This window comes from Ferruginibacter yonginensis, assembly GCF_042651465.1.
In the GTDB taxonomy this organism is placed as follows: Bacteria; Bacteroidota; Bacteroidia; order Chitinophagales; family Chitinophagaceae; genus Ferruginibacter; species Ferruginibacter yonginensis.
In genome coordinates, this window is record NZ_JBHSCZ010000003.1 from 132,484 (window position 1) to 157,581 (window position 25,098).

19 protein-coding genes are annotated in these 25,098 nt (G+C 35.2%); 10 read left to right on the top strand and 9 right to left on the bottom strand.

The window, feature by feature from the left end:
• Together ACFOWM_RS12410 and folK are read right to left on the bottom strand one after the other, a co-directional pair.
• Entirely contained in the window at nt 1-633 is a 633-nt protein-coding gene (locus tag ACFOWM_RS12410) for a deoxynucleoside kinase (RefSeq protein ID WP_379710612.1), read from the bottom strand.
• A 36-nt stretch (nt 634-669) separates the two neighbouring features.
• Nucleotides 670-1,149, bottom strand: coding sequence for a 2-amino-4-hydroxy-6-hydroxymethyldihydropteridine diphosphokinase (gene folK / locus ACFOWM_RS12415; RefSeq protein ID WP_379710614.1), 480 nt, complete (start codon nt 1,147-1,149; stop codon nt 670-672).
• A gap of 129 nt (nt 1,150-1,278) precedes the next feature.
• Here folK and ACFOWM_RS12420 point away from each other — a divergent pair, with 129 nt between their 5' ends.
• A complete protein-coding gene (locus ACFOWM_RS12420) occupies nt 1,279-2,388 on the top strand; it encodes an ABC transporter permease (protein WP_379710616.1) in 1,110 nt (369 codons plus the stop codon).
• Between the two features lie 30 nt (nt 2,389-2,418).
• The gene (locus ACFOWM_RS12425) at nt 2,419-2,955 is read left to right on the top strand and encodes an SRPBCC family protein (protein ID WP_379710618.1); all 537 of its coding nucleotides are present in this window, start codon (nt 2,419-2,421) and stop codon (nt 2,953-2,955) included.
• On the opposite strand, the gene ACFOWM_RS12430 is transcribed toward ACFOWM_RS12425, so the two are convergent.
• From ACFOWM_RS12430 to ACFOWM_RS12445, 4 genes are all read right to left on the bottom strand, one after another.
• The gene (locus ACFOWM_RS12430) at nt 2,939-4,123 is read right to left on the bottom strand and encodes an anhydro-N-acetylmuramic acid kinase (RefSeq protein WP_379710620.1); all 1,185 of its coding nucleotides are present in this window, start codon (nt 4,121-4,123) and stop codon (nt 2,939-2,941) included. The genes ACFOWM_RS12425 and ACFOWM_RS12430 overlap by 17 nt on opposite strands.
• Nucleotides 4,116-5,048 (bottom strand): tRNA epoxyqueuosine(34) reductase QueG, encoded by a 933-nt coding sequence (gene queG, locus ACFOWM_RS12435; protein WP_379710622.1) that lies wholly within the window; start codon nt 5,046-5,048, stop codon nt 4,116-4,118. The genes ACFOWM_RS12430 and queG overlap by 8 nt, the downstream gene beginning before the upstream one ends.
• Before the next feature lie 18 nt (nt 5,049-5,066).
• Nucleotides 5,067-5,867, bottom strand: coding sequence for a hypothetical protein (locus tag ACFOWM_RS12440; protein WP_379710624.1), 801 nt, complete (start codon nt 5,865-5,867; stop codon nt 5,067-5,069).
• Between the two features lie 90 nt (nt 5,868-5,957).
• Nucleotides 5,958-7,079, bottom strand: a complete 1,122-nt coding sequence (locus tag ACFOWM_RS12445) for a serine hydrolase domain-containing protein (RefSeq protein WP_379710626.1) — start codon at nt 7,077-7,079, stop codon at nt 5,958-5,960.
• A gap of 127 nt (nt 7,080-7,206) precedes the next feature.
• Here ACFOWM_RS12445 and clpB point away from each other — a divergent pair, with 127 nt between their 5' ends.
• The gene (gene clpB / locus ACFOWM_RS12450) at nt 7,207-9,816 is read left to right on the top strand and encodes an ATP-dependent chaperone ClpB (RefSeq protein WP_379710628.1); all 2,610 of its coding nucleotides are present in this window, start codon (nt 7,207-7,209) and stop codon (nt 9,814-9,816) included.
• Between the two features lie 220 nt (nt 9,817-10,036).
• The gene (locus ACFOWM_RS12455; protein WP_379710630.1) at nt 10,037-10,750 is read left to right on the top strand and encodes a DsbA family protein; all 714 of its coding nucleotides are present in this window, start codon (nt 10,037-10,039) and stop codon (nt 10,748-10,750) included.
• A gap of 71 nt (nt 10,751-10,821) precedes the next feature.
• Here ACFOWM_RS12455 and ACFOWM_RS12460 read toward each other — a convergent pair whose 3' ends face one another.
• Nucleotides 10,822-11,781, bottom strand: coding sequence for a transglutaminase domain-containing protein (locus ACFOWM_RS12460; RefSeq protein WP_379710632.1), 960 nt, complete (start codon nt 11,779-11,781; stop codon nt 10,822-10,824).
• 154 nt (nt 11,782-11,935) lie between these two features.
• Between ACFOWM_RS12460 and ACFOWM_RS12465 the strand changes: the two genes are divergently transcribed.
• Nucleotides 11,936-12,946 carry a hypothetical protein gene (locus tag ACFOWM_RS12465; protein WP_379710634.1) on the top strand — a complete coding sequence of 337 codons (1,011 nt, stop codon included), beginning with the start codon at nt 11,936-11,938 and terminating at the stop codon, nt 12,944-12,946.
• Between the two features lie 34 nt (nt 12,947-12,980).
• Here the strand turns inward: ACFOWM_RS12465 and ACFOWM_RS12470 are convergent, their stop codons facing one another.
• Nucleotides 12,981-15,176: a glutamine synthetase III family protein gene (locus tag ACFOWM_RS12470; protein ID WP_379710636.1), complete on the bottom strand. Its 2,196-nt coding sequence runs from the start codon at nt 15,174-15,176 to the stop codon at nt 12,981-12,983.
• Between the two features lie 137 nt (nt 15,177-15,313).
• The gene (locus tag ACFOWM_RS12475; protein ID WP_379710638.1) at nt 15,314-16,516 is read right to left on the bottom strand and encodes a hypothetical protein; all 1,203 of its coding nucleotides are present in this window, start codon (nt 16,514-16,516) and stop codon (nt 15,314-15,316) included.
• A 173-nt stretch (nt 16,517-16,689) separates the two neighbouring features.
• Between ACFOWM_RS12475 and purL the strand changes: the two genes are divergently transcribed.
• The 5 genes from purL to ACFOWM_RS12500 all read left to right on the top strand — a co-directional run bounded on the left by purL (nt 16,690) and on the right by ACFOWM_RS12500 (nt 24,879).
• Entirely contained in the window at nt 16,690-18,900 is a 2,211-nt protein-coding gene (purL, locus tag ACFOWM_RS12480; RefSeq protein ID WP_379710640.1) for a phosphoribosylformylglycinamidine synthase subunit PurL, read from the top strand.
• Between the two features lie 138 nt (nt 18,901-19,038).
• Nucleotides 19,039-21,477 (top strand): bifunctional YncE family protein/alkaline phosphatase family protein, encoded by a 2,439-nt coding sequence (locus ACFOWM_RS12485; RefSeq protein WP_379710642.1) that lies wholly within the window; start codon nt 19,039-19,041, stop codon nt 21,475-21,477.
• Between the two features lie 296 nt (nt 21,478-21,773).
• The gene (locus ACFOWM_RS12490; RefSeq protein WP_379710644.1) at nt 21,774-23,423 is read left to right on the top strand and encodes a CTP synthase; all 1,650 of its coding nucleotides are present in this window, start codon (nt 21,774-21,776) and stop codon (nt 23,421-23,423) included.
• Between the two features lies 1 nt (nt 23,424).
• Nucleotides 23,425-23,964, top strand: a complete 540-nt coding sequence (locus ACFOWM_RS12495; protein WP_379710646.1) for an RNA methyltransferase — start codon at nt 23,425-23,427, stop codon at nt 23,962-23,964.
• A gap of 9 nt (nt 23,965-23,973) precedes the next feature.
• Nucleotides 23,974-24,879, top strand: a complete 906-nt coding sequence (locus tag ACFOWM_RS12500) for a UbiA-like polyprenyltransferase (RefSeq protein ID WP_379710648.1) — start codon at nt 23,974-23,976, stop codon at nt 24,877-24,879.
• Nucleotides 24,880-25,098 lie beyond the last annotated feature (219 nt).

Consider the following 25,098-nt stretch of genomic DNA (forward strand, 5'->3'; position numbering starts at 1 on the left):
CTAAGGTAAAGTGATAAAATGTTGCCCTTCTTCATACTCTTTATCGAGTGCATCAATAATGGTTTGAAGGTGTAAGGGGTTGTCTAAAAAATCAGCATTACTTGCATCAACAAACAATGTTTTTATATGATGTTGTTTGATGTATTGGGTATAAGTTTCTTGTAAATTAAAAAGATAATCGTTTGGAATACTTTGTTCGTATTTTCTGTTACGTTTTTTAATGTTTTCTTGTAACTTAATTACGGGTGTATGTAAGTAAATAAGAATATCGGGTTGAATGATTTGTGGGTTAATGATATCGAACAGTTTTTGGTACAACCTAAACTCCTCATCGGGTAAATTTACTTTTGCGAATAACAAGCATTTGGTAAACAAGTAATCAGATATGGTAACGTTTTGAAACATATCTTTTGTTTGCAATAAATCTTTCAACTGTTTGTACCGCTCTGCCATAAAAAATAACTCTAAGGGAAATGCAAACTGCTCAGGGTTTTCGTAAAACTTAGGTAAAAAGGGATTTTCAGCAAATTCCTCTAAAATGAGCCTGGCATTGTAGTGTTTACTCAATAAATGAGATAGGGTTGTTTTACCAGCACCAATATTACCTTCTATGGTTATAAAGTTATAATTCATGAAAGTGCAAAATAAAAGGAATCGCCTTAAAGGTTATTAAATTTTTTGCACATCTAACGTATCGGAACAGGTTTGTAAAAGTGTTTTGATATTTTTTTGTAAGGAAGGATGTATTAAGTTTTCATTTAATTCAGCAAGCGGAATCAGTACAAAACGCCTATTTTGAATTTGTGGATGCGGCACTTTTAGTTGTGGTACATCAATGATTTGATTGTTGAAAAATAAAATATCAATATCAATTACCCTTGCAGCATATTTTACCGAACGGGTACGCCCCAAATCATTTTCAATAGCTAAAATGGTATGCAGGGTAGTAAGTGCATCTAATTTTGTTGTAACCACTAATACTTGGTTTATAAAGTTGGGTTGTGCGGTTAAGCCCCAAGCGGCCGTACTGTAAAAAGAGGATGCTGAAGCGATGTTACCCACACGTTGTACAATAGCTTTTGTGGCTGCAAGCAACTGCTGTTGTGGATTGCCTAAATTACTACCTAATAAAAGATAAACCGTATTCATACAATAATTCAATTGGTTGCAAACTTACATGATTATGTACGTTGTAACTTAGTTATGTTGTAGGTTGTTTGAAAGTAAAAAAACTATAATCTGTTAATTTTTAATAGCTTTACGCCACAAACAGTTTATATGAAGTACAGCCAAATTACGGCAATGTTGGCCATTACCAAAGCAAGCTTACGATCAATATTTAGGAGTCCATCTGCCATTGTGTTTAGCTTTGCATTTCCTTTTATATTTATTATTGTATTTGGGTTTATTGGTGGTGGTAATGGTATGCAAAGCATCAAAATAGTAATGGATCCCTCGGCTGATACCACTAATGTGTTGTACACTGCTTTAAAAAATACCAACACGGTTCGAATTATAAAATTTGAAAACGATGCCGCTTTAAAAGAGGCTCAATCAAAAGGAAATTTTGCCGGTATTGTAAATATTAAGAAAAACACGGAAGGTCCTTATCCTTATAAAATTGAATTAAAAAGTACTACTGCTAGTAATGATCGTTGGCCTCAGTTACGTTCTATGCTCATAAGCACCATCAATGCGGTAAGTGATAGTACTTTTAAAAATAGGCCCGCCATTGCACAGCTTGATTTTGATTATAAGAGAGATATTGCTGTGATTAGAGAATATAAAACCATTGATTTTATATTGCCCGGACAGTTAGGCTTTTCATTATTGAGTGCCGGTGTATTTGGTGTAGCGTTTACTTTTTTTAACCTTCGTAATCAATTAATATTAAAGCGTTTTTTTGCAACACCCGTTACCAGAACTTTTATTGTATTAGGAGAAGGTTTGAGTAGAGTGATTTTTCAAATGATAACAGCCATTGTAATTATTGGTGCAGGTTATTTGTTTTTTGATTTCACCTTAATAAATGGTGTAACTACCTTTTTAGCAATGTTGTTTTTAAGTTTTATTGGGCTGAATATATTTATGGGTTTTGGTTTTATTGTAAGTGGTTTGGCTAAAAGTGAGAGCACCATACCGCCTTTTGCCAATATGATAACATTGCCTCAATTTTTACTTGGGGGTACTTTTTTTTCTGCTGATGCATTCCCTAAATGGTTGCAGCCAATTTCAAAAGCAATGCCACTTACTCATTTAAATACGGCCATGCGTAGTGTAGCTTTTGAAGGACAAAGTTTATGGCAAGTAAAAGCTGAAATTGGTATATTGGTATTATGGGCAATAGCCGTTTATATTATTGCCACCAAAGTTTTTAAGTGGGAGTAAGGTTTGTTTTTAAAAATAATTATTGATTGTATGAAGCTATTAAAAGGGGTATTATTGGTTTTTGCTGGTTTATTTGTGTTTATTACTTTGATTTCATTACTGATTCCAAGTAAAATTGCCATTACAAGGGCTGTATCTATAAAAGGCGATTCTGCACAAATATTTAAACAAATAGCTGATGTAATCCAGTGGAAAAATTGGCACCCAGTATTTGCAGATGCTACCATTAATGCCACTTACAGCAATACGCCGGGTACAGTAGGTAGTACTATCAGTTGGGTAACTAATGGTAAACAAAATACATTGGTGGTTGAAAAAATTGCCTACCCAATAGTCTCACTTTCATTACAACGATCAGGCGAAAAATCTATTGATAATATTTTAAGTGTTACACCTGTACAAGAGCAAGGCGATTATCAAGTACAATGGCAAAGTACTACTCATTTAAAATGGTACCCTTGGGATAAATTCAGTGGTATTTTTGTAGAAAAACTTACAGGGGCAGGTTATGAAGATGCACTGAATGCGCTCAAAAAATACATTGAAACACCTAATAAGGTAAACTAATTTTACCCATACTTATAGCTGGTAAATTGGTGTGTATATTTTCAAAAATGTTGGGGTTACCTGCTAAGGTTTCATTGGCTAATAATGCAAAGAGCATAGCTTCTTTAGCAGCTGCATGAATGCCTATTTCATCGCTAGGTAAAATGGTATGTTGTGGCATTATTGTTTGTAGATGTTGCATTAATAAACGGTTATGAACACCGCCACCACTCACATATATTTTAGCAGCTTTTTGGTTTGCTATATTGTTTACAGCAATTGCTATACTTTTAGCGGTCAAGTAATTTAATGTTGCCATTACATCATCATTACTGATGTAAAGTTGTAGTGCATTTACAGCATCTTCAATAAAAGAGCAATTAAAAGTTTCTGGTCCGGTTGTTTTAGGAAAATCTGCTGCAAAAAATGAATGTTGTAGCCAATAGTTAAGTAGTTTTTTATTCACAATACCCTTTGCAGCAACTGCTCCATCGGCATCATAATTTTGATGATAATGTTGTTGCATCCATTGGTTCATGAGCGTATTGCCAGGGCCGGCATCAGAAAAAGTAATATTTTTTTTATTGGCTGATATGTATGTAAAATTAGCAATGCCTCCAATGTTCAACAATATAACATCTTCCAATATATGGCCAGTTAATAAAATATCGCCATAGGTAACCAATGGTGCACCAGCACCGCCTGCGGCAATATGTTTTTGCCTGAAATCGCTGATGGTGATCATACCTGTTTTAACGGCAATAATATCACCATCGCCAAGTTGTAAGGTAGCATTACCAACTTTATTTTCATGTTGAATTGCAGGCGCATGGTAAATAGTTTGTCCATGACTTGCAATAGCATCAACCCTCGTTTTATTGATATGATATTTTGCTAAAAACTGTTGTACCATCGCAGCATGCTCTAATGCAATTTGTTTATTTAAAAGTGTTAATTGTTCTAACGAAATGTTCGGTACAAAACAGCTTTTTTGTAATTGCTGTAAAAAACTATTTTCATACGGCATTGTTTCAAATTGCAGTAATGCAATGTCGGTTTCATAACCATTACCAGTGCATTTACACAAAGCAATATCTAGCCCATCCAAAGAAGTGCCGCTCATTAAACCTATAAGGATCCGTTCTTTTTTTTGAGCAATAGCATATAATGTAGCAATGCCTTTATTCATGCGTTTTTATAAATTGGAGGTTGCGTTTAATGCCTCCAAATTTAGTACGTTTGAGGGGCGAATCTTTAAAAATAATTTTGAAATTTTCTTCGGTCAATGCCTCCCAATCTGCAGCGGAATAATTGAGAATTGCTGGAATTGGTTCAAAATTTTTATTGTGGTGTGGTTGTGCAAATCGGTTCCAAGGGCACACATCTTGACAAACATCGCAGCCAAATATCCAATTATCAAATTGGTTTTTCATGTGTTGCGGTAGCAAAGCATCTTTCAGTTCAATGGTATAATAAGAAATGCATTTACTGCCATCAACCACTTTGTTGGGTAAAATAGCTTCTGTTGGGCAAGCATCAATACATCGGGTGCAGGTACCACAATAATCTTTCGCAACAGCATCGTCTGCTACTAAGTCAACATCAACAATAAGCGTAGCTAAAAAAAAGAAAGAACCTTTTTTTTTGTTGATGAGGTTGCCGTTTTTGCCAATCCATCCTAAACCACTTTTTTGTGCCCAAGCTCTTTCAAGTACAGGTGCACTATCAACAAAACCTCTACCTGTAATAGCGCCAATTTGTTGTTGTAATAAAAATAAAAAATGGTGTAGTTGTTGGCGAATGCTCAAATGGTAATCTTTACCGTAAGCATATTTAGCAATTTTTGGGTTGCCTTCTTGTTGGGTTTGTTGAGGAAAATAATTAATCAATAAAGTAATAACACTTTTTGCGCCTGGTACAAGTTTCGTAGGATCGGTACGCATGTCAAAATGGTTTTCCATGTATTGCATGTTACCATGTAAACCCTTATTGAGCCATGCTTCTAGCCTTCGTGCATCATCTTCCAAAAAAACAGCTTTGGCAATACCACAAAAATCAAAACCTAATTGTGCAGCGGTTTGTTTTACAATATTGGTATAATGTTGTGCAAGCAATTGCTGAAGGTTTACCTTTTAAAATTTAAAATCGTAGCCAATTAAACCTACTAATTCAAAATAGCCAAAGCCATGGCGTACCCTGTTACCCTTACTGGTATTGGTATTTGCTAATGCATTGAGGTAGCGAACATAACCTGTTTTGCCGGTACCTTCCAAAAATAAACGTTTGGTAAAATAAAAACGAGCACCGGCTTCGCCACTAAAATTATAGCCAGCCACATGAAAATCGTTATTGAACCGATCGCCCCTGTAGGTAAAATCTGTACGTGGAATATTTATACCTGCACCTGCTTTCCATAAGAAGGTTATTAAAGGTCGGGTGTTGGCTTTGTTCATCAATAATGTATTTTGTTGTACATAATTGATGTGTAATAAATTACCACCATCTGTATGTTCTAAATGTAAAAAGGTTGAAGGGTTTAAAACGCTATCACCATCAACCTTTACGCCATTGATGGTACCTTTAACTCTTGCTGTTTGCCCGTCGGTTACAACATATTTAATATGGTCAAAATTTAATTCAATCGCTTTTGTTTTGCTTTCATTTAAATAAAAACCAATGCGGTAGTTATACTGTGGTATTGAAATCTCAGCAGGTTTTTTATACACGGCATCTAAATCGGGTTTATCATGTGCGGTAGCTTTTAAAATTTTAAAATTATCACCGTTACTTAATTTAAACCGAATATTACTTTTAGTATACCACTCCTTATTGTAGCCCCATTGCAAATACATGCCTTTAAATAATTTGCCTTTTTGTGCTGTTGCTAAAAGTGTAAGGGTAACAAAAATGATGGAAGAAATGAGCTTTTTCATGTAAATATTTCATTTTACGCATCAATATTTCGGCTTGTAAAGCTTATCAATATTGATGGTGTATTGCAAAATTACTACAATTTAGCGGCATCATTTATTTTCTTTTAAAGCATCGTTTACAATTTGTTTAAGGGTACTGTATTTTTCGTGTCTGTTTGTGTTATTTAAATTAAAGGTTACCATAATAGCCGCATAACCTAACTTATTATTTACCCACGGGAAAGTACCAAATAAGCCCGGGCTGCTTACTTCATTTGAGCGGTTATTGCCTGTAGTGCCATCCATAATCCACTCACCAAAGCCGTAGCCCCAATTGCCTGCTTCTGCTGGACTTCCTTTAATAATTTTACCAGCACTGTAGTTTCGTTGCATTAAGGCTACTGCGTTTTTTGATAATACTTGTTTGCCATTATAGCTACCGTTGTTTAAAATCATCGCTAAAAAATGTATGTAGTCAATAGCAGTACTGTTGACGCCACCAGCAGCTAAGGGCACAGGTGTTTCGCCATAATCAGTTTGAACCATATCGCAAGGCTTGGCAATACGTTGGTAAAAAAGGGTTTTAAAATCAGTACCGCTCATTTTTTCAATTACAGCTGCTGCTATTTGTAAACCAGCATTACTATAATGAAAACTCTCTCCTGGTGCGGTTTCCATAGGTAGGGTAGCAATGGCAGCGATGACTTCATTCATAGTTGATGTGGCCCTTATTTCTTTAATGCTTTCTTTTAATGTACCGGGGTTAATACCGGTGGTATGGCTTAAGCATTGCTCAATGGTAATATTGCCTTTTTGGGCAGCAGTTAATTGGGGTAAAAATGTACCCACTGTATCACTTAATTTTAGTGAACCATCATCAATAAATGTCATTATGAGTGCTGCACTGAGCCACTTGCTGCAACTTGCAAACGGTATTTTGGTATCAACCTCAATGTTTTGTGTAAGTTCATCTACATCTTTACCCGTTTTTTTGGCGACTACTTTACTTACAAATTTTTGTTTACGACTCAACTTATTAACTGCATACTCATAAATTATTTTACCATCTTTAAAAATGACCATAGCACCACGGCCACCCATAGTAGGCGCATTTGATTGTAGCCATTGTGTTGTTTTTTTGAAATTATATTGGGCATATCCTAAATGAAAAAATAGCATAAAAACCAATACTGTACTGCAATAGCGGCATATTTTTATAGTTTTAACTGACATAATAACTATTTTTTTATTTGGATGAGTATTTGATTGATAAGTTTAAAATCATTGACACCTTACATAAAAGTAAGTTGATTTTTTAGCAATGATATTGAGTCGTGCAAAAACAAAAAAAATTACAGTAATGAATCAAAATAATTTCACCATAAAAGCAACCGAAGCCATACAACAAGCACAGCAATTGGCTTTCGATCAAAAAAATGTTAGTATTGAAAATGAACATTTACTCAAAGCATTGATCAATACTGAAGATTCAACCGTTGATTATTTGTTACGTAAAAATAATGTAACCATTAACTTGGTGCAGCATAAGTTAGACGAACTTATAAAAAAATTACCTACAACTACAGGTGAACCTGCTCAAACCATTGGCAGGGAAATGAATACCGTAATGTTAAGAGCAAATACGGTTTTAAAGCTATTTGCTGATCAATTTATTACGCCAGAGCATTTATTATTATCAATATTACAAGGGAAAGATGAACCGGCCGTATTGTTAAAAGATGCTGGCTTAACTGAAAAAGGCTTAATAACTTCTATAAAAGAACTTCGTAAAGGCGACACCGTTAATACAGCCACTCAAGAAACTACTTTTAATGCCTTAAATAAGTACGCTAAAAACCTGAATGAAATGGCTCGTTTGGGCAAGCTTGACCCAGTAATTGGGAGAGATGAAGAAATACGCAGAACCCTGCATATTTTAAGCAGACGTACAAAAAATAACCCCATTTTAGTAGGTGAGCCAGGTGTTGGTAAAACTGCTATTGCAGAAGGTTTGGCAATACGAATTGTTAACGGTGATGTACCAGAAAATATCAAATCAAAAATCATTTTTGCCTTAGATATGGGCCAACTTATAGCTGGTGCCAAGTACAAAGGAGAATTTGAAGAAAGATTAAAATCTGTTGTAAAAGAAGTAACAGCTGCTGAGGGGGAAATTATATTGTTTATTGATGAAATACACACACTCGTAGGTGCTGGTGGCGGCGATGGTGCTATGGATGCGGCAAACATTTTAAAACCTGCTTTGGCAAGGGGCGAATTGAGGGCAGTGGGTGCTACCACTTTATCTGAATATCAAAAATATTTTGAAAAAGATAAAGCCTTGGAACGTAGGTTTCAAAAAGTATTGATTGATGAGCCAACGGTGGAAGATGCTATATCGATTTTACGTGGCTTAAAAGATCGCTACGAAACTTACCACCATGTACGTATAAAAGATGAAGCCATTATAGCGGCGGTAGAATTATCAAACCGATACATGACAGATCGTTTTCTGCCAGATAAAGCCATTGATTTAATTGATGAAAGTGCAGCAAAGTTGCGTATTGAAATGAATTCAATGCCAGAAGAATTGGATAAACTTGAACGCCAAATTCGTCAACTCGAAATTGAAAGAGAAGCCATTAAAAGAGAAAAAGATGAGGAAAAGTTAAAAGCCCTCAATACCGAAATTGCTAACCTTTCCGTAGAAAGAGATACGTATCGTTCAAAATGGAAAGAAGAAAAAGAATTGGTAGATCAAATACAATCAGGTAAATCAGCTATTGAAGATTTAAAAGTGCAGGCCGAACAAGCTGAAAGAGATGGTGATTATGGTAAGGTAGCCGAAATTAGGTATGGTAAAATGAAAGATCAGGAAGCCCTCATTGTAACCTTAACGGAACAATTGTTGGCCATTTCTGAACGTAGGTTGTTGAAAGAAGAAGTTGATGCAGAAGATATTGCAGAAAGCGTAGCGAAAGCCACTGGTATACCTGTACAAAAAATGTTGCAAAGTGAACGTGATAAGTTGCTGCATTTAGAAGAAGAATTACACAAAAGAGTAGTGGGGCAAAATGAAGCAATTGAAGCAGTTTCAGATGCAATACGCAGAAGCAGGGCTGGCTTACAAGATGCTAAAAAGCCAATAGGTTCATTTATATTTTTAGGTACAACCGGTGTGGGTAAAACTGAGTTAGCGAAAGCCTTGGCTGATTATTTGTTTGATGATGATAGTATGATGACCAGGATAGATATGAGTGAGTACCAAGAAAAACATAGTGTGAGCCGTTTGGTTGGTGCACCTCCGGGCTATGTTGGTTACGATGAAGGTGGGCAATTAACAGAAGCAGTTAGAAGAAAACCATATTCAGTAGTATTGTTAGATGAAATTGAAAAAGCACACCCAGATGTATACAATGTGTTGTTACAAGTGTTAGATGATGGTAGGTTAACAGATAATAAGGGCAGGGTAGTTAATTTTAAAAATACCATCATTATTATGACGAGTAATTTGGGCAGCCACATTATTCAAGAAAACTTTGAGGAAGTAACTGAACATAATTTAGATGAAGTGGTTGATAAAACAAAAGATGAAGTGATGGCGTTGTTAAAACAAACCATTCGTCCGGAGTTTTTAAACAGAATTGATGAAGTGATTATGTTTCAACCATTACTCAAAAAACAAATACGTGGTATCATTAACATTCAATTAAACGATCTTAAAAAATTAGTAGCACAAAACAATATCGAATTGAAATTTACTGATTATGCTATTGATTATTTGGTAGATAATGGGTACGATCCTCAATTTGGTGCCAGACCGTTAAAAAGATTGATACAAAAGCAAATTGTAAATCAATTAAGTAAGAAAATTTTGGCTGGTGAAGTAAGCAAAGCATCACCAGTAATGGTTGATGTGTTTGATGGTATGGTTGTTTTTAGAAACGAGTTGGCGAACGAAAAAGAATAGTATATTTTAACCGATTTTATATTTAACTTAATGATAATAAGTGAGTTATGTTTACATTAAGCACTATAATATAAAAAAGGAACAATATATGAAAAAAATGCGTTACCTTTATCAGCATAAAAAAATAATTTTTCGTTGGTTTATTTGTTTTAATCCCTTATAAATCAATACATAACGTTGTTTATTTTTTTAAACAACATCAAAAACAAAGGAATAACCAATGGCATTTAAAAAAGAAGTGGTTGAAATAATTGAACCAAAAGATGTTTTCGTAGGAAATGCAAAAGCAGCAATTACATTAGAAGAGTTTGGGGAGTATGAAAGTGAAGTTTGTGCCAAAGCAAATGAAATAGTAAAGAGATTATTAGTTGAATATGATGGTGTTATTCGTTTTAATTTTAGACATTTTCCGTTAACCAATGTACACCAACGCAGTTTAAAAGCAGGTGAAGCGGCGGTTGCTACAGCGCAAGATGGTAAGTTTTGGGAAATGCACAACATCTTATTTGCAAATAGAAAAAATTTGGGCACCACTAGTTTGAAACTTTATAGTAAAGAGGCTGGTGTAAACAATAAACGTTTTTTAGATGATTTAGTAAATGCAACTTATGGTTGGCAAGTACAAGGCGATTTAAGAGAAGGAATTGATAGAGGCGTAAAAGAAGTACCTACTTTTTTTGTAAATGGCGAGCGCATTGCAAAAGCTACTTATGAAGATATTAAGAAAGGTATTGAAGATGCTATAAAAAAATTAGGTAAAAAGCCAGCTGCTAAAGCTGCCCCAAAAGCTGCTGCAATTGTTGAAGAAAAAGTAGTTGCAAAAGTTGTAGCGAAAGCTGCTAAAGCGCCTGAAAAAGTTAGTGCCACAAAAGAAAAAGCACCTACTGCTAAAGCTAAAGCACCTGCAAAAGCTACTGCAAAGCAAAGAGCATAATACTAACTTATATACATTTAAAAAAGCCACCTATTTATGGGTGGCTTTTTTAGTAGTTGTACATCAAAAATTTACTCAGCAACTTCTACCATATATTGTAGTGCTTCCCTACCATCAATCATAATTTTTACAGGGAAGGTTTCTTCTTTTTTAAACTTGTAACTAAACGTTACTGTTCCTCCTGTATTTTCAAAATTCATGGCTTCGGGTTTTGGTAACTTTTTATCATCACCCATAATTAAAGCAATGGTTTCAATTTTTTTGTTGGGGTTAATAGAAAAGTTGAATGTTACAGGTACACCAATTTTAGTTTTAATAAACCCAGTAATGGGTGTGTTTTTGTTTAACGCCATATCTAATTCAAAAGCTTTGCTGTTAATAACCGGCATGCTATAATATTCTTTTAAACTTTTTACACCGCCACCTAATTGCCAAGCATCATTATCAGGGTAATAAGCTTGGTTAAATAATTTTCTATCAGCAAAAAAATATTCGCTGGTAAATTGTTTAGTAAAAAGGGTTAATTTTTTATCTAAATAACCGCTAGCACTGCAAGCATCAACTAAAAACCATGTATCAGGGCTTTGTCCTAGCTGCACTACATTCCATGAAAAATTTATTTCATCAGGTACTTCATTTATATCTGTTGCAAAATGTTTAACATAGCCATCAACACTTAAACACCTAATTTTTGCAGTACTACACATTTCTTGAAACAACAATGAAAAACCTAAGGGAGTAGCCCTTCTTAAAGCTATTACATTTTCAGGTAAATTATTTTTAGTATCATTTTGTTTGGTGGCTTTAGGGTCTATAGCTATATGATGGCTTATCCAATAAAAAATGGCCCTGGCTTTTTGCTCATTGTCGTTAAAGGGTTCGGTAATAGTATCAGCAATTACGGCTACGTTAATGTTATTGAGTGCGCCAATTTTTTCAATAGTTTCATCTACTTTTTTATATTTTTCATGTTGGGCAAAGGCGCTGCTACATCCTAACAAAATGGCGATTGTGCAAAAAAGTTTGCTCATATATTGATGCTATTTAAAATAATGATTTGCTCTTACTATTGATGAATGTACTTAAAATTAAAAGATATTTAAGCGTTTATAAAATTAAGTGTTGATTAGGTACATTTATGAACGGATATGTTAAATTTAAAAACAATGTATTTTGAATAACTAAATGAATCAACAACTGCTTTTTCAACAATTTACTGCATATTGTAAACCAATTTTTGATGATTCATTAAACTATGGTACATTGAAAACTGCTACTGAAAAATTGCACCAACTGTTTATTGAAATTGGTGCTATTAATGCATATGAACAACCAATAAATCGTAAACTGCTTACAAATGGCGAAGCGTTGAGTCCGCAAGAAGGTGCTTTGTGTTTATTTGATATTGCTCGAACAAGAACATTCGCTAGGGGCTTATTACAAGCCATTCAACAACAAAAAGCATTACAGGTAAACCAACCAATTGAAGTGTTGTATGCAGGTTGCGGTCCTTACGGTTTATTGTCATTATTGGTAATACCTTATTTAACTGAAGCCGATGTTCAGTTTACATTAATTGATATTTTTGATTCATCAATTCAATCAGTAAAAAAAATTGTTGAAGCTTTGGGCGTTGGGAGTTTTTTCAAAAATTTTATAGTGGCAGATGCAACCCAATATATTCCTACACAAACATTTGACATACTACTTACAGAAACTATGCAACAGGCGCTAAAAAAAGAGCCACAAGTTGCAATTACACATCACTTAGTACATTTTATAAAACCAACAGGTTTTTTATTACCCACTCAAATAGATGTATATCCTGTTTTTGAAAATACAAGTAAACGTATAGCCGCATTAATGGGAAATGATGATTATGATAGCAATGTAGATTCGTATGCACATGCCCCTATAATTACGCTTAATAAGGAAAATGCATTGAGGGCACAGCATAGTAAAAACATTTATGAAACATCTATTCATTTACATGATGTAGCTTATTTGAAAGCACCTTATCAACTTCAACTTCAGACCCATATTCATGTATTTGCTAATGAAATTTTAACGCTCAATAATGCAGCCATAACACTTGGTTTTCAATTAATGCCAGCTGCAGATTTATTAGGAAAGCAAGCCATACATTTTAAATACGTTATCAACGAAATGCCTGGTGTGCAATATTGTATTGCATAAAAAAGCCCCGTTATAAAACGAGGCTTTTGGTTTGTTATCTTAAAAATAAAATTTCTCTGTATTTAGGTAATAACCAATGGCTATCATCTACCATTAATTCTAATTTATCAACATGATAACGAATTTCATCAAAGTATTTACCTTTTACTTCATCGCAGTAAGCTATGGCTTTATCTCTACTGCTGCTTAATTCATTGGCTTTTTTTCTTGCTTCAATCATTTCAGCTGTTTTTTTGCTGATGATGTTGATATGATTGCTAATTTGTTCTACAATACTTAATTGACTTTCATAAGCATCTTTTGATAAGCCAGCAGCTTTCAATTGTGTAATATTTTGTAACAATACATTTTGATATTTAATGGCAGCAGGTAAAATGTAGGTACTTGCTAAATCGCCCATAACCCTTGCTTCAATTTGTACTTTTTTAACGTACTCTTCTAACATAATTTCGTGGCGTGCCTCTAACTCTAAATGCGTATAAATATTATTATTAGCAAAAAGTTTTTGAGCTTTATCTGTTGTATAAGCATCTAAAGCTAATGGGGTTGTTTTTACGTTTTCTAAACCTCTGTTAGCTGCTTCGTTAGCCCACTCTTCACTATAGCCATCACCTTCAAATAATACTTTTTTGCTTTCAACAATGTATTTTCTAATGGTGTGTAATAAAGCCACTTCTTTCTTTTCACCTTTTTCAATTAAAGCATCAACATCTACTTTAAAAGTTTTTAAGGTTTCAGCCATAACGGTGTTTAAAGTGGTCATTGGTACAGCACAGTTTGCTGATGAACCTACCGCTCTAAACTCAAATTTGTTACCTGTAAATGCAAATGGAGAAGTACGATTTCTATCCGTATTATCCAACATTAATTCAGGTATACTTTTATGTATATCTAACTTCAAAATAGCTTCGTCTGTTTCATCGAAATTACCACTAACCCTTTCTTCAATTTGCTTTAATACATCAGTTAAAAACTTACCAATAAATATTGAAATGATAGCTGGCGGTGCTTCGTTAGCGCCTAAACGGTGATCATTACCTGCGCTAGCAATAGAGGCTCTAATTAACCCTGCATAATCATGAACGGCTTTAATAGTGTTCACAAAAAAGGTTAAAAACATCAAATTTGTTTTGGGTGTTTTGCCTGGTGCTAATAAATTAATGCCTGTATCAGTACTCATACTCCAGTTGTTATGCTTACCGCTACCATTAATGCCTGCAAATGGTTTTTCGTGTAACAATACTAATAAGTTATGGCGTTTAGCTACACGTAGCATAATATCCATCAACAAAGTATTGTGATCAACCGCTAAGTTAGTTTCTTCAAAAATAGGTGCACATTCAAACTGACAAGGTGCTACTTCATTATGACGAGTTCTGATAGGAATGCCTAATTTGTAAGATTCTTTTTCAAAATCTAACATAAAAGCATAAATACGCTCAGGTATAGCACCAAAATAATGATCATCTAATTGTTGGCCTTTTGCAGGGGCATGACCAAAAACGGTTCTACCAGTTAATAACAAATCGGGTCTTGCATTGGCTAAGCCAGCATCAACCACAAAATACTCTTGCTCCCAACCTAAAGTAGCCGTTACTTTTGAAATATTTTTGTCGAAATATTGGCAAACATCTACCGCTGCTTTATCTAAAGCAACCAACGCTTTTAATAAAGGGGTTTTTGTATCTAATGATTCGCCTGTGTATGATACGAAAATGGTTGGTATACATAATGTTTTACCTTGACCAATTTCCATAATAAAAGCAGGAGATGATGGGTCCCATGCGGTATAACCTCTTGCTTCAAAAGTAGCTCTTAAGCCACCGTTAGGGAATGATGATGCGTCTGGTTCTTGTTGAATTAAAGCACCGCCATCAAATTCTTCAATTGGAGTACCATCGCCTTTTAATGTAAAAAATGAGTCGTGCTTTTCAGCAGATAAACCCGTTAATGGTTGAAACCAATGGGTAAAATGCGTAACGCCTTTACTTTCTGCCCAAGCCCTAACGCCATTCGCAATTTGGTTGCCCATGGCACGGTCAATTTTTTTACCGCCACGGGTAGATGCTAGTAAACTTTTATAAGCATCATCACTCAAATATTGTCGTGCTGCCGCTAAAGTAAATACGTTTTCATTGAAAATTCCGGTAATTCTAGCTGCACCCTCAACTTTTAAAGGGTTATTTTGTGTGCCAATTTGGTTAATGGCATTAAATCTTATTGAGCTCATTTTTTTTAATTTGAGCACAAAAAAACGCTTTTATATTTTTAAAAACAAATATTTTCGATGATTTTATGGTTAAAAATCGAATTTTATCTAAAAATAAAATATATATTTTAAAATATAATATGTAAGTTATTCAAAAGCTATCTTGAAAAATTGGTATGATCATTCAAAAAATTTGGCCATTGAATATTACATAAAATGGGCGTTATAAAAAATGGCAAATAAATACTCCGGTACCTCACCAAAGCACCTGCTGCTGTACTAATATAACCAGTAAATAAAAACACAAAAACTGCAAACCATACCATAAAAAACACAAATGTATTTGGGTTGTTGTATTTTTTACCTTGCCATACTAACAAAAGCATAAGTAGCCAATAAATAATCATTTCAATGGTAAACCCATTTAACATTTTTACGGGAAACTCATTGGGTAAAGGTGAAAAAAAAGCATGCCTTACAGCTGTTGGTGTTGCTTTAATAAAACTCATTAAGCTGCCATTAAGCAAAGCAACGTTATATTGAGAATTGGCCCTTTCTAAATCTAAAAATGCTGCTTGTTTTGATGTTACTACTGCTAAAGGATTTGCCGATGGCACGAATTGTTGTGTAAATATAATCAGCAAAAAAGCCATTATTATTAATGTACCTAAAACATACCAAGGCTGCCATTTTTTTTTAATTGAAATAATGTAGGCGATTGATATTGGTAAAATTAACACAGCAATAAAATTTCTTATAAATAATATGCCAAGGAAGCATATTATACAATAAATCAGCTTCTTGTTTGAAATACCGTATTGCACCATAAAATACAAGCAATAGCAAAAAATACCAAGTGCAGTAAATACCATTAAATCTTTATGTATACCTGATGAAAAGTACAAAGTTGAGGGTAATAAAAAGCAACCAAACAAGCACGACCATCTTTTTGTTGGGTACACATGTATGAAAACCCTGTATAAAGCTACATGTCCTAAAAAAGCAATGGTATTAAAAAATAAACTGTTGATGTAATAATTACCACCACTTAAAATATTACAAAACCCTAAAAATTTGAATAAAATATTGGTGCGTAAATCATTCCAATACGAACCTTTTGAACCAAAAAACGCTCCGTATTCAGTATAGTTTGATTTAAAAATATCAGTAAAAAAAATGTTGGGGTGGTGTAGTAAATTATCGTACTCAATAATACCAAAATTGTTATATGAATCGTAATCGGTTTGGTGGTTAAAAAAATAGCCATTAATGAAACCAATTAAAAGTCCTACCAATATTTTAACGGCAAATAACCCAGCAATTAAGCGTATGGGTAGGAAACTATTTTTTACAAAACGCATTTTTGTAACCCAAAAAAGCAATAGTATAAAGTAAACTATAAATAAAAGTATTGCCAACGTACCAATTTTTAATATGTGGGAAGATAGTTAAAATATTGATTTTAAATTATGTGGCATAAACAGTTTGTATTGGTAAATTTGCAACCATTACAACAAATACTACACACATTTTTATGGAAATTACAGCACACACGGCCGCTCAACTTCGTATAACTGCAGAGGAGTTTGAATTAATAAAATCAAAATTAGGCCGCACCCCCAACTTTACTGAACTGTGTGCTTTTAGCGGTATGTGGAGTGAACATTGTAGTTATAAAAACTCCATTAAATTATTAAAAACCTTACCAAGAGAAGGAAAAAAAATGTTGGTGAAAGCCGGTGAAGAAAATGCCGGTTTAATGGATATTGGCGATGGGTATGGTGTGGTATTTAAAATTGAATCGCACAACCACCCAAGTGCTATTGAGCCTTTTCAAGGGGCTGCAACTGGAGTAGGAGGTATTAATAGAGATATTTTTACCATGGGTGCTCGTCCAATTGCATCGCTTAATTCATTGCGTTTTGGTAATTTAAAAGATGCTAAAACACAACATTTATTAGCAGGTGTTGTAAAAGGTATTGGTCATTATGGAAATTGTTTTGGTGTACCTACAGTGGGCGGCGAAATTTATTTTGAAGATTGTTACCACACCAACCCGTTAGTAAATGCTATGAGTGTTGGTATTTTAAAAAATGGTGAAACTGTTTCTGCTACTGCTGAAGGTAAGGGTAACCCTGTATTTTTTGTAGGAAGTGCAACAGGTAAAGATGGTATTGGCGGTGCATCATTTGCCAGTGCTGAAATAACTGAAGATAGTGCTGCTGATTTACCAGCGGTGCAAGTAGGTGATCCGTTTCAAGAGAAAAAATTATTAGAAGCTTGTTTAGAAGTTATACAAACAGGTGCTGTAGTTGGTATGCAAGATATGGGCGCTGCAGGTATCATTTGCTCTACCGCCGAAATGAGTGCTAAAGGCAAAGCCGGTATGCGTATTGATTTAGAGAAAGTACCTACCCGTCAACAAAACATGAAGGCTTGGGAATTGTTATTAAGCGAAAGCCAAGAGCGCATGTTATTGGTGGTAAAAAAAGGTGAAGAGGCAGCCGTACTTTCAATATTTGAAAAATGGGATTTACCATGTAGCGAAATTGGCGAAGTAACGGATGATGGTATGTTACAATTTTTTATGCATGGGCAATTAGAAGCAGTTTTACCTGCAGATGAATTGGTATTAGGTGGTGGTGCACCACAATACACCCGTGAGATAAAAGAGCCTGCCTATATACAAAAAATTCAATCCTTTAATGCAGCTACCGTAGCAGTACCTACAGATTTAAAAGCGATAGCGCAACAATTAATTACCATACCAAACATTGCAAGCAAACGTTGGGTGTATGAGCAATATGACAGCATGGTAGGAGCAGGTAATACCAGTACCAATGGCGTTTCAGATGCAGCAGTGGTTATTGCAAAGCCTACCAACAAAGCATTGGCTTTAACTACAGATTGTAATAGCAGGTATGTATTTGCTGACCCGTATAAAGGTGCAATGATCGCAGTTGCAGAAGCTGCTAGAAATATAGTATGTAGCGGTGGTTCGCCATTGGGCGTTACCAACTGTTTAAATTTTGGTAACCCTTACGACCCAGAAGTGTACTGGCAGTTCAGCAATGCCATTAAGGGTATGGGAGCAGCTTGTGTAAAATTTGATACGCCTGTAACTGGTGGCAATGTAAGTTTTTACAATCAATCCCCTGAGGGGCCAGTGTACCCTACACCAACTATTGGTATGGTAGGTTTGTTAGATAGTGTGGCTGATAAAATGACCATGAATTTTAAACAAACTGGTGATGTTATTTATTTGATTGGTGAAAGTCGTAATTGTATCAACTCATCTGAATATTTACATAAAATTGTGGGTGAAGCGTTTAGTCCATGTCCACACTTTGAGTTAGAAGAAGAATTTCATTTACAACAAACCATTGCTACACTCATCAAGCAATCACTCATACAATCGGCACATGATGTAAGTGAAGGTGGGTTATTTGTTACGTTGTTAGAAAGTAGTTTCCAAAATAATGTAGGTTTTACGGTGGTGCAACAAAAAGAAGGCATTAGGGCAGATGCTTATTGGTTTGGCGAAGCACAAAGTAGGGTAGTGGTTTCTGTTACTGTGGCACAACAAGCCACCGTTGAAAATGCCTTACAACATGCAGGTGTAGCATTTGAAAAATTAGGAACGGTTGTTGACCAAGCCGTTAAAATAGGAAATGAAGATTGGGGTAATATTTCTGATTGGAAAACACAATACAACAATGCTATCGGAGCATTAATGTCAAAATAACCAATCAATTAAATTAGTAAAAGAACGTCTCATTAAAAGAGGCGTTTTTACTTTAGTAACGTTTTGTTGATGTAGTGTTCACCTGCATGTTATTTACCTTGCAAAATTATTATTGATACCAATTTTTAAAAATATTGAATGAAATACATCATCTTACTTTATATAACTTTTTTTTGTTGCAAAGCGCAGGCACAAACAGCAGCAGATTTAAAAGCAAGTAGAATTACACTACCAAACGGCTGGTCATTAACACCCGTTGGTACATCATTACCCTTGGGCGATTTGCCATTGAATATGGCAGTGAGTAAGTCTGGTAAATTAATGGCAGTAACTAATAACGGGCAAAGCACCCAAACCATTCAATTAATTGCTGTACAGCAACAAAAAGTTATTGATGAAATAGTGATTCCTAAAAGTTGGTATGGTTTACAGTTTGCACAAAATGAGCAATCGTTGTATGTAAGTGCTGGTAATGATAATCGTATTTTAAAATATGCGATTGTTCAAAACAAGTTACAATTGGCTGACAGCTTTTTGTTGTCTAATAATAAAAAAGAACTAGTATCGCCTGCTGGTTTGGTGGTTGATGAAAAGTCGGAGACCATGTATGTGGTTACCAAAGAAGATAATAGTTTATACATCATCAACATTGCCACTAAGCAAATTATTAAAAAGGTAAGTTTACCTGCTGAAGCTTATGCTTGTGTGCTTAATAAACAACGTACTATTTTATACATTAGTTGTTGGGGCTGCGATAAAGTGTTACCATTTGATGTGCAACAACAAACATTATTATCACCCATACCCGTTGGTGATAACCCTAATGAAATGTTGCTATCAAAAAACGGAAAATGGTTGTATGTGGCAAATGCCAATGATAACAGCGTATCCATCATCAATACACAACAACAAAAAGTTGTAGAGGTATTAAACGCAGCTTTATACCCTAATGCACCGAGTGGCAGTACTACTAATGGTGTAGCATTAAGTGCCGATGAAAAAACATTGTACATTGCCAATGCTGATAATAATTGTTTAGCAGTGTTTGATGTTACTACAATTGGTAAATCATTTTCGAAAGGGTTTATACCGGTGGGTTGGTACCCAACCAACGTAAAAGTAATAGGTAAAAAAATATGGGTTACCAATGGTAAAGGGTTGTCATCAAGTGCTAACCCTTATGGTCCTAGTCCTATACGAAGTAGAGAAGCAGTTATTTACCAGCAAGGCGATACAGCAAAACCAATTGGGGTGCAGTATATAGCTGGTTTGTTTAAAGGCACCATGAGTATTATTAATACACCCAATGCAGCTCAATTAGCTACGTACTCCAAAGCCGTGTATGAAAATACGCCGTACAGTAAAGCGAAAGAAACCAATGCTGATGGTATGTTCGGTAACCCTATACCAACGAAAGTAGGTGCAGCATCACCCATCAAATATGTGTTTTATGTTATCAAAGAAAATAGAACCTACGACCAAATATTGGGCGATTTAAAACAAGGTAATGGCGATAGTAGTTTGGTATTATTTGGTGAAAAATATACGCCTAACCAACACCAACTAGCTACCAGTTTTGTTTTACTTGATAATTTTTATGTTGATGCTGAAGTAAGTGCTGATGGGCATAATTGGAGTATGGGTGCTTACGCTACCGATTATTTAGAAAAAACATGGCCTACCAACTATGGTGGCAGGGGCGGCCGTTACGATGCTGAAGGTAACCGATCAGTCGCAAACAATAAGGCAGGTTTTATATGGGATCATTGTAAACGTAATAATGTTACGTACCGTACTTATGGTGAGTTTGCTGATAATGGCAAAGCTAACATACCAGCGTTGCAGTTTAATATGTGTGCCCAATATGAAGGTTATAATATGAATGTAAAAGATACAACTCGTTTTGCTCAATGGAAACATGATTTTGATTCATTATTAGCCATAAATAAAGTACCACAGCTCAGTACCGTTCGATTTGGTAACGACCATACAGAAGGGTTGCGAAAAGGTAAACCATCGCCATTTGCACATATTGCTGATAATGATTATGCTGTGGGGTTGTTTATTGAATACCTTAGTAAATCGCCTATTTGGAACGAAACAGCCGTTTTTATTGTAGAAGATGATGCACAAAATGGAGCCGACCATGTGGATGCTCATAGAAGCACTGCCTACGTTGCCGGTGGGTTGGTGAAAAGAAATTTTGTGGATCATACTATGTATTCAACATCATCTGTATTACGTACTATTGAGTTGATTACAGGCATGCCACCTATGACGCAGTATGATGCTGCTGCCATGCCTATGTGGCGTTGTTTTCAAGCAACAACAACGCCTGCAAATTTTACTGCTATTACACCTAACATTGATTTGAACCAAAAAAATACAGTGCTAAACCAATGGCAACGCTTATCTGACAGTTACAATTTTGCAAAGGAAGATGCTGTACCTGATTTAGAGTTTAATCAATTACTTTGGTATGCTATTAAAGGTGATGCGGTGCCTTTTCCGGGCCCCAAAAGAGCAGCGTTTATTAAAATGAATCCAAAGCAAGATGATGATGATGATGACGATTAATACGAAGGCATTAAATATTTTTGCAGCTTAATTTTACCCTCCCAATCATTTGCTTTATCTTTGCACGACCTCTAAATTGTAGTTACGCTACATTGGTTGCTGGTCGTAACTGTATTACCGTAAAACATGTACAAAGTTCAGTAAAGTACTTACTGTTGAAGTGAGTGACACAACGATGTTGCTCAATGCTGTGTTTTAGTTCGGACAATACACTTTTTTATTTTTATCATAAACATACATGTTGAAAACAGTGTTTAAATTAAGACGTTGTTTTTTACTGTTATAATATACATACAATGGCCAAATTTATTTTCGTAACCGGTGGTGTTACATCAAGCTTAGGAAAGGGTATTATTGCAGCATCGCTGGCAAAATTGCTGCAAAGTAGAGGTTTAAAAGTAACCATTCAAAAGTTTGACCCATATATTAATGTTGACCCTGGCACCCTTAACCCTTATGAACATGGCGAATGTTATGTTACTGATGATGGTGCAGAAACTGATTTGGATTTAGGCCATTACGAACGTTTTTTAAATATACCAACATCGCAAGCCAATAACGTAACTACGGGCCGTATATACCAAACCGTTATTAATAAAGAAAGAGAAGGCGAATACCTTGGTAAAACGGTACAGGTAGTACCTCATATTACTGATGAAATTAAACGCCGTATGTTGTTATTGGGCGAAAGCGATAATTATGATATTGTAATAACTGAGTTAGGTGGTACTGTGGGTGATATTGAAAGTTTACCTTTTGTAGAAGCGGTACGTCAATTACAATGGGAAATGCCAGAAGAAGATTGTATGGTAGTGCATTTAACATTGATACCTTATTTAAAAGCAGCCAAAGAATTAAAAACAAAACCTACGCAACACAGTGTACGTTTGTTGAGTCAAGAAGGAGTGCAGCCCGATGTAATTGTATGCCGAACAGAACATCCATTGTCTGATGAAATTAGAAGAAAAATTGGTTTGTTTTGTAACGTAAAGCCCAATGCAGTAATTGAGGCTATGGATGCCTCTACCATATACGAAGTGCCATTAAAAATGTTGCAAGAAGGGTTAGATGTAATTGTGTTGAAACAGTTACAAATTAATGGCTATGCTGCACCTGAGTTGAATAAATGGAGGGGCTTTTTAGATAAATTAAATTACCCCAAAAGTCGCATTAAAATTGGCTTAATTGGTAAGTATATTGAGTTGCAAGATGCTTATAAATCAATACTAGAATCGTTTATACATGCTGGTGCTGTAAACCAATGTAAAGTACAAATTGTAAATGTGCACAGTGAGTTTTTGCAAGAAGATAATATTGCAGAAAAGTTAAAAGATTTAGATGGATTGTTGGTAGCGCCTGGTTTTGGTGCCCGTGGTGTAGAAGGAAAAATTGCTGCGGTGAAATATGCAAGGGAAAATAAAATGCCATTTTTCGGTATTTGCTTGGGTATGCAAATGGCAGTTATTGAGTATGCCCGTAATGTAATTGGTTGGAAAAATGCACACTCTACTGAAATGGATGCAGCTACCTCACACCCCGTAATTGCATTGATGGAAGAGCAGAAAAAAGTAAAGAAAAAAGGCGGCACCATGCGTTTAGGTGCTTACCCTTGTGAAATAGTGCCCGGCTCATTGGCACATAAAATTTATGAAGCTACTAGTATTAGCGAACGCCACCGCCATCGTTGGGAGTTTAATAATAATTACTTAGCTGATTTTGAAAAAGCAGGTTTAATACCAAGTGGTAAAAACCCTGCAACAGGTTTGGTTGAAATTGTTGAGCTTAATAACCATCCACATTTTATAGGTGTGCAATACCACCCTGAATTGAAGAGTACAGTTGAAAATCCGCATCCGTTATTTGTACGCTTTGTACAAGCAGCACGAACATTTGCGGAAGAAAAAGCAACGTTTCAAAAACACAAAGCAGAAACTGCAAATAATTAATATGGCTACGCAGAAGTTAACGATGGATGCGTTGCAACGCAAAACCAAAGAAGAGTTTAAGCGTTCACAAAAAACGCCTGTAATTGTAGTGTTAGAAAATATTCGCAGCGCTTACAATGTAGGTAGTGCGTTTAGAACAGCCGATGCTTTTTTGTTAGAAGCCATATACATTACAGGTTACACGGCTACACCGCCACACAAAGAAATTAAGAAAACTGCATTGGGTGCTGAAGAAACAGTGCGTTGGCAACATTTTGCACAAGCTGGTGAGGCTATTGCTGCTTTAAAAGCTGAGGGTTATAAAGTTTATGCAGTGGAGCAAGTGGTGGATAGTTTGATGTTACAAGAAGTACGTTTTGCAAAAGATGAAAAAGTAGCGGTGGTATTGGGTAATGAAGTGAGTGGGGTAGAAGTGAATACCATTGAGCTATGCGATGGCTGCATTGAAATACCACAGTTTGGCACCAAACATTCATTAAATGTGGCTACAGCAGCTGGTGTGGTGTTATGGGAAATTGTACGAACAAGGGTAAACGATTAAATATTAGCTATGTCTACCGTTAAAAATTACTTATCGCTTATAAAGTTTTCGCATACCATTTTTGCAATGCCTTTTGCAATAATTGGCTTTTTTTTAGGAGTGCAGCAATACGGATACGTTCAATCACCAAATGAAACTTATACTACTAACACAGCATCATATTTTAAAGAGCATTGGTGGATATTTTTATTAGTATTGGTTTGCATGATAACAGCCCGATCGGCGGCTATGGCTTTTAACCGCTACCTCGATAGGCATTTTGATGCTAAAAATCCACGTACGGCCATTCGTGAAATACCTGCTGGTATCATCACTGAAAAAAGTGCTTTATATTTCACAATAGCTATGTGTGTGTTGTTTGTGTTGAGTACTTATTTTATCAACCGTATTTGTTTTTATTTATCGCCAGTAGCTTTGTTTGTTATTTTATTTTATAGTTATACTAAGCGGTTTACATATTTGTGCCATTTGGTTTTAGGTATTGGCTTAAGCCTGGCACCAATTGGTGCGTACCTAGCCGTTATAGGTGTATTTGCTTGGCTACCCATTTTATTTTCAATTGCAGTGGTATGTTGGGTAAGTGGTTTCGATATTATTTTTGCTTTGCAAGATGAAGCTTTTGATAAGAGCCAAGCATTGTACTCTATACCAGCTGTGGTGGGTAAAGCAAAGGCTCTGCAAGTATCTACTTTTTTACATGTGGTGAGTGCAGCTGCTGTAGTGTATGCTGGCGTATATGGTGCATTTGGTTGGTGGTATTGGTTGGGCGTTGCAGTATTTATAGGCATGCTTATTTATCAACATGCCATTGTAAAACCCAATGATTTAAGCAGGGTAAATATTGCATTTATGACAGCAAATGGCATCGCCTCAGTTGTGTTTGCTGTTTTTGTGTTGTTAGATTTGTTTTTGTAATGTTGGTTTGTGATGATAGTATTTTGAAAAGTTATCGGATAAATTTTTACAACAGATTAGCTAAAAAATAAGATACATCTTGATATTAAATTTCCTTTTTTATAATATTAATTTTTTCTGTACGTAAATTCAATAAGAACTACTTAAAAGATTTTCTTCTATTTAAAAAAAATAAAGAAAAAATACCGATAAATGTTATGGTTTTTAAATTTTTTAGAT

What these genes read in the sequence shown, in the direction of transcription:
- ACFOWM_RS12410 (WP_379710612.1), bottom strand. Translation starts at nt 633, where the DNA reads ATGAATTATAACTTTATAACCATAGAAGGTAATATTGGTGCTGGTAAA.
- folK (WP_379710614.1), bottom strand. Translation starts at nt 1,149, where the DNA reads ATGAATACGGTTTATCTTTTATTAGGTAGTAATTTAGGCAATCCACAA.
- ACFOWM_RS12420 (WP_379710616.1), top strand. Translation starts at nt 1,279, where the DNA reads ATGAAGTACAGCCAAATTACGGCAATGTTGGCCATTACCAAAGCAAGC.
- ACFOWM_RS12425 (WP_379710618.1), top strand. Translation starts at nt 2,419, where the DNA reads ATGAAGCTATTAAAAGGGGTATTATTGGTTTTTGCTGGTTTATTTGTG.
- ACFOWM_RS12430 (WP_379710620.1), bottom strand. Translation starts at nt 4,123, where the DNA reads ATGAATAAAGGCATTGCTACATTATATGCTATTGCTCAAAAAAAAGAA.
- ACFOWM_RS12440 (WP_379710624.1), bottom strand. Translation starts at nt 5,867, where the DNA reads ATGAAAAAGCTCATTTCTTCCATCATTTTTGTTACCCTTACACTTTTA.
- ACFOWM_RS12445 (WP_379710626.1), bottom strand. Translation starts at nt 7,079, where the DNA reads ATGTCAGTTAAAACTATAAAAATATGCCGCTATTGCAGTACAGTATTG.
- clpB (WP_379710628.1), top strand. Translation starts at nt 7,207, where the DNA reads ATGAATCAAAATAATTTCACCATAAAAGCAACCGAAGCCATACAACAA.
- ACFOWM_RS12455 (WP_379710630.1), top strand. Translation starts at nt 10,037, where the DNA reads ATGGCATTTAAAAAAGAAGTGGTTGAAATAATTGAACCAAAAGATGTT.
- ACFOWM_RS12460 (WP_379710632.1), bottom strand. Translation starts at nt 11,781, where the DNA reads ATGAGCAAACTTTTTTGCACAATCGCCATTTTGTTAGGATGTAGCAGC.
- ACFOWM_RS12465 (WP_379710634.1), top strand. Translation starts at nt 11,936, where the DNA reads ATGAATCAACAACTGCTTTTTCAACAATTTACTGCATATTGTAAACCA.
- ACFOWM_RS12470 (WP_379710636.1), bottom strand. Translation starts at nt 15,176, where the DNA reads ATGAGCTCAATAAGATTTAATGCCATTAACCAAATTGGCACACAAAAT.
- ACFOWM_RS12475 (WP_379710638.1), bottom strand. Translation starts at nt 16,516, where the DNA reads ATGCGTTTTGTAAAAAATAGTTTCCTACCCATACGCTTAATTGCTGGG.
- purL (WP_379710640.1), top strand. Translation starts at nt 16,690, where the DNA reads ATGGAAATTACAGCACACACGGCCGCTCAACTTCGTATAACTGCAGAG.
- ACFOWM_RS12485 (WP_379710642.1), top strand. Translation starts at nt 19,039, where the DNA reads ATGAAATACATCATCTTACTTTATATAACTTTTTTTTGTTGCAAAGCG.
- ACFOWM_RS12490 (WP_379710644.1), top strand. Translation starts at nt 21,774, where the DNA reads ATGGCCAAATTTATTTTCGTAACCGGTGGTGTTACATCAAGCTTAGGA.
- ACFOWM_RS12495 (WP_379710646.1), top strand. Translation starts at nt 23,425, where the DNA reads ATGGCTACGCAGAAGTTAACGATGGATGCGTTGCAACGCAAAACCAAA.
- ACFOWM_RS12500 (WP_379710648.1), top strand. Translation starts at nt 23,974, where the DNA reads ATGTCTACCGTTAAAAATTACTTATCGCTTATAAAGTTTTCGCATACC.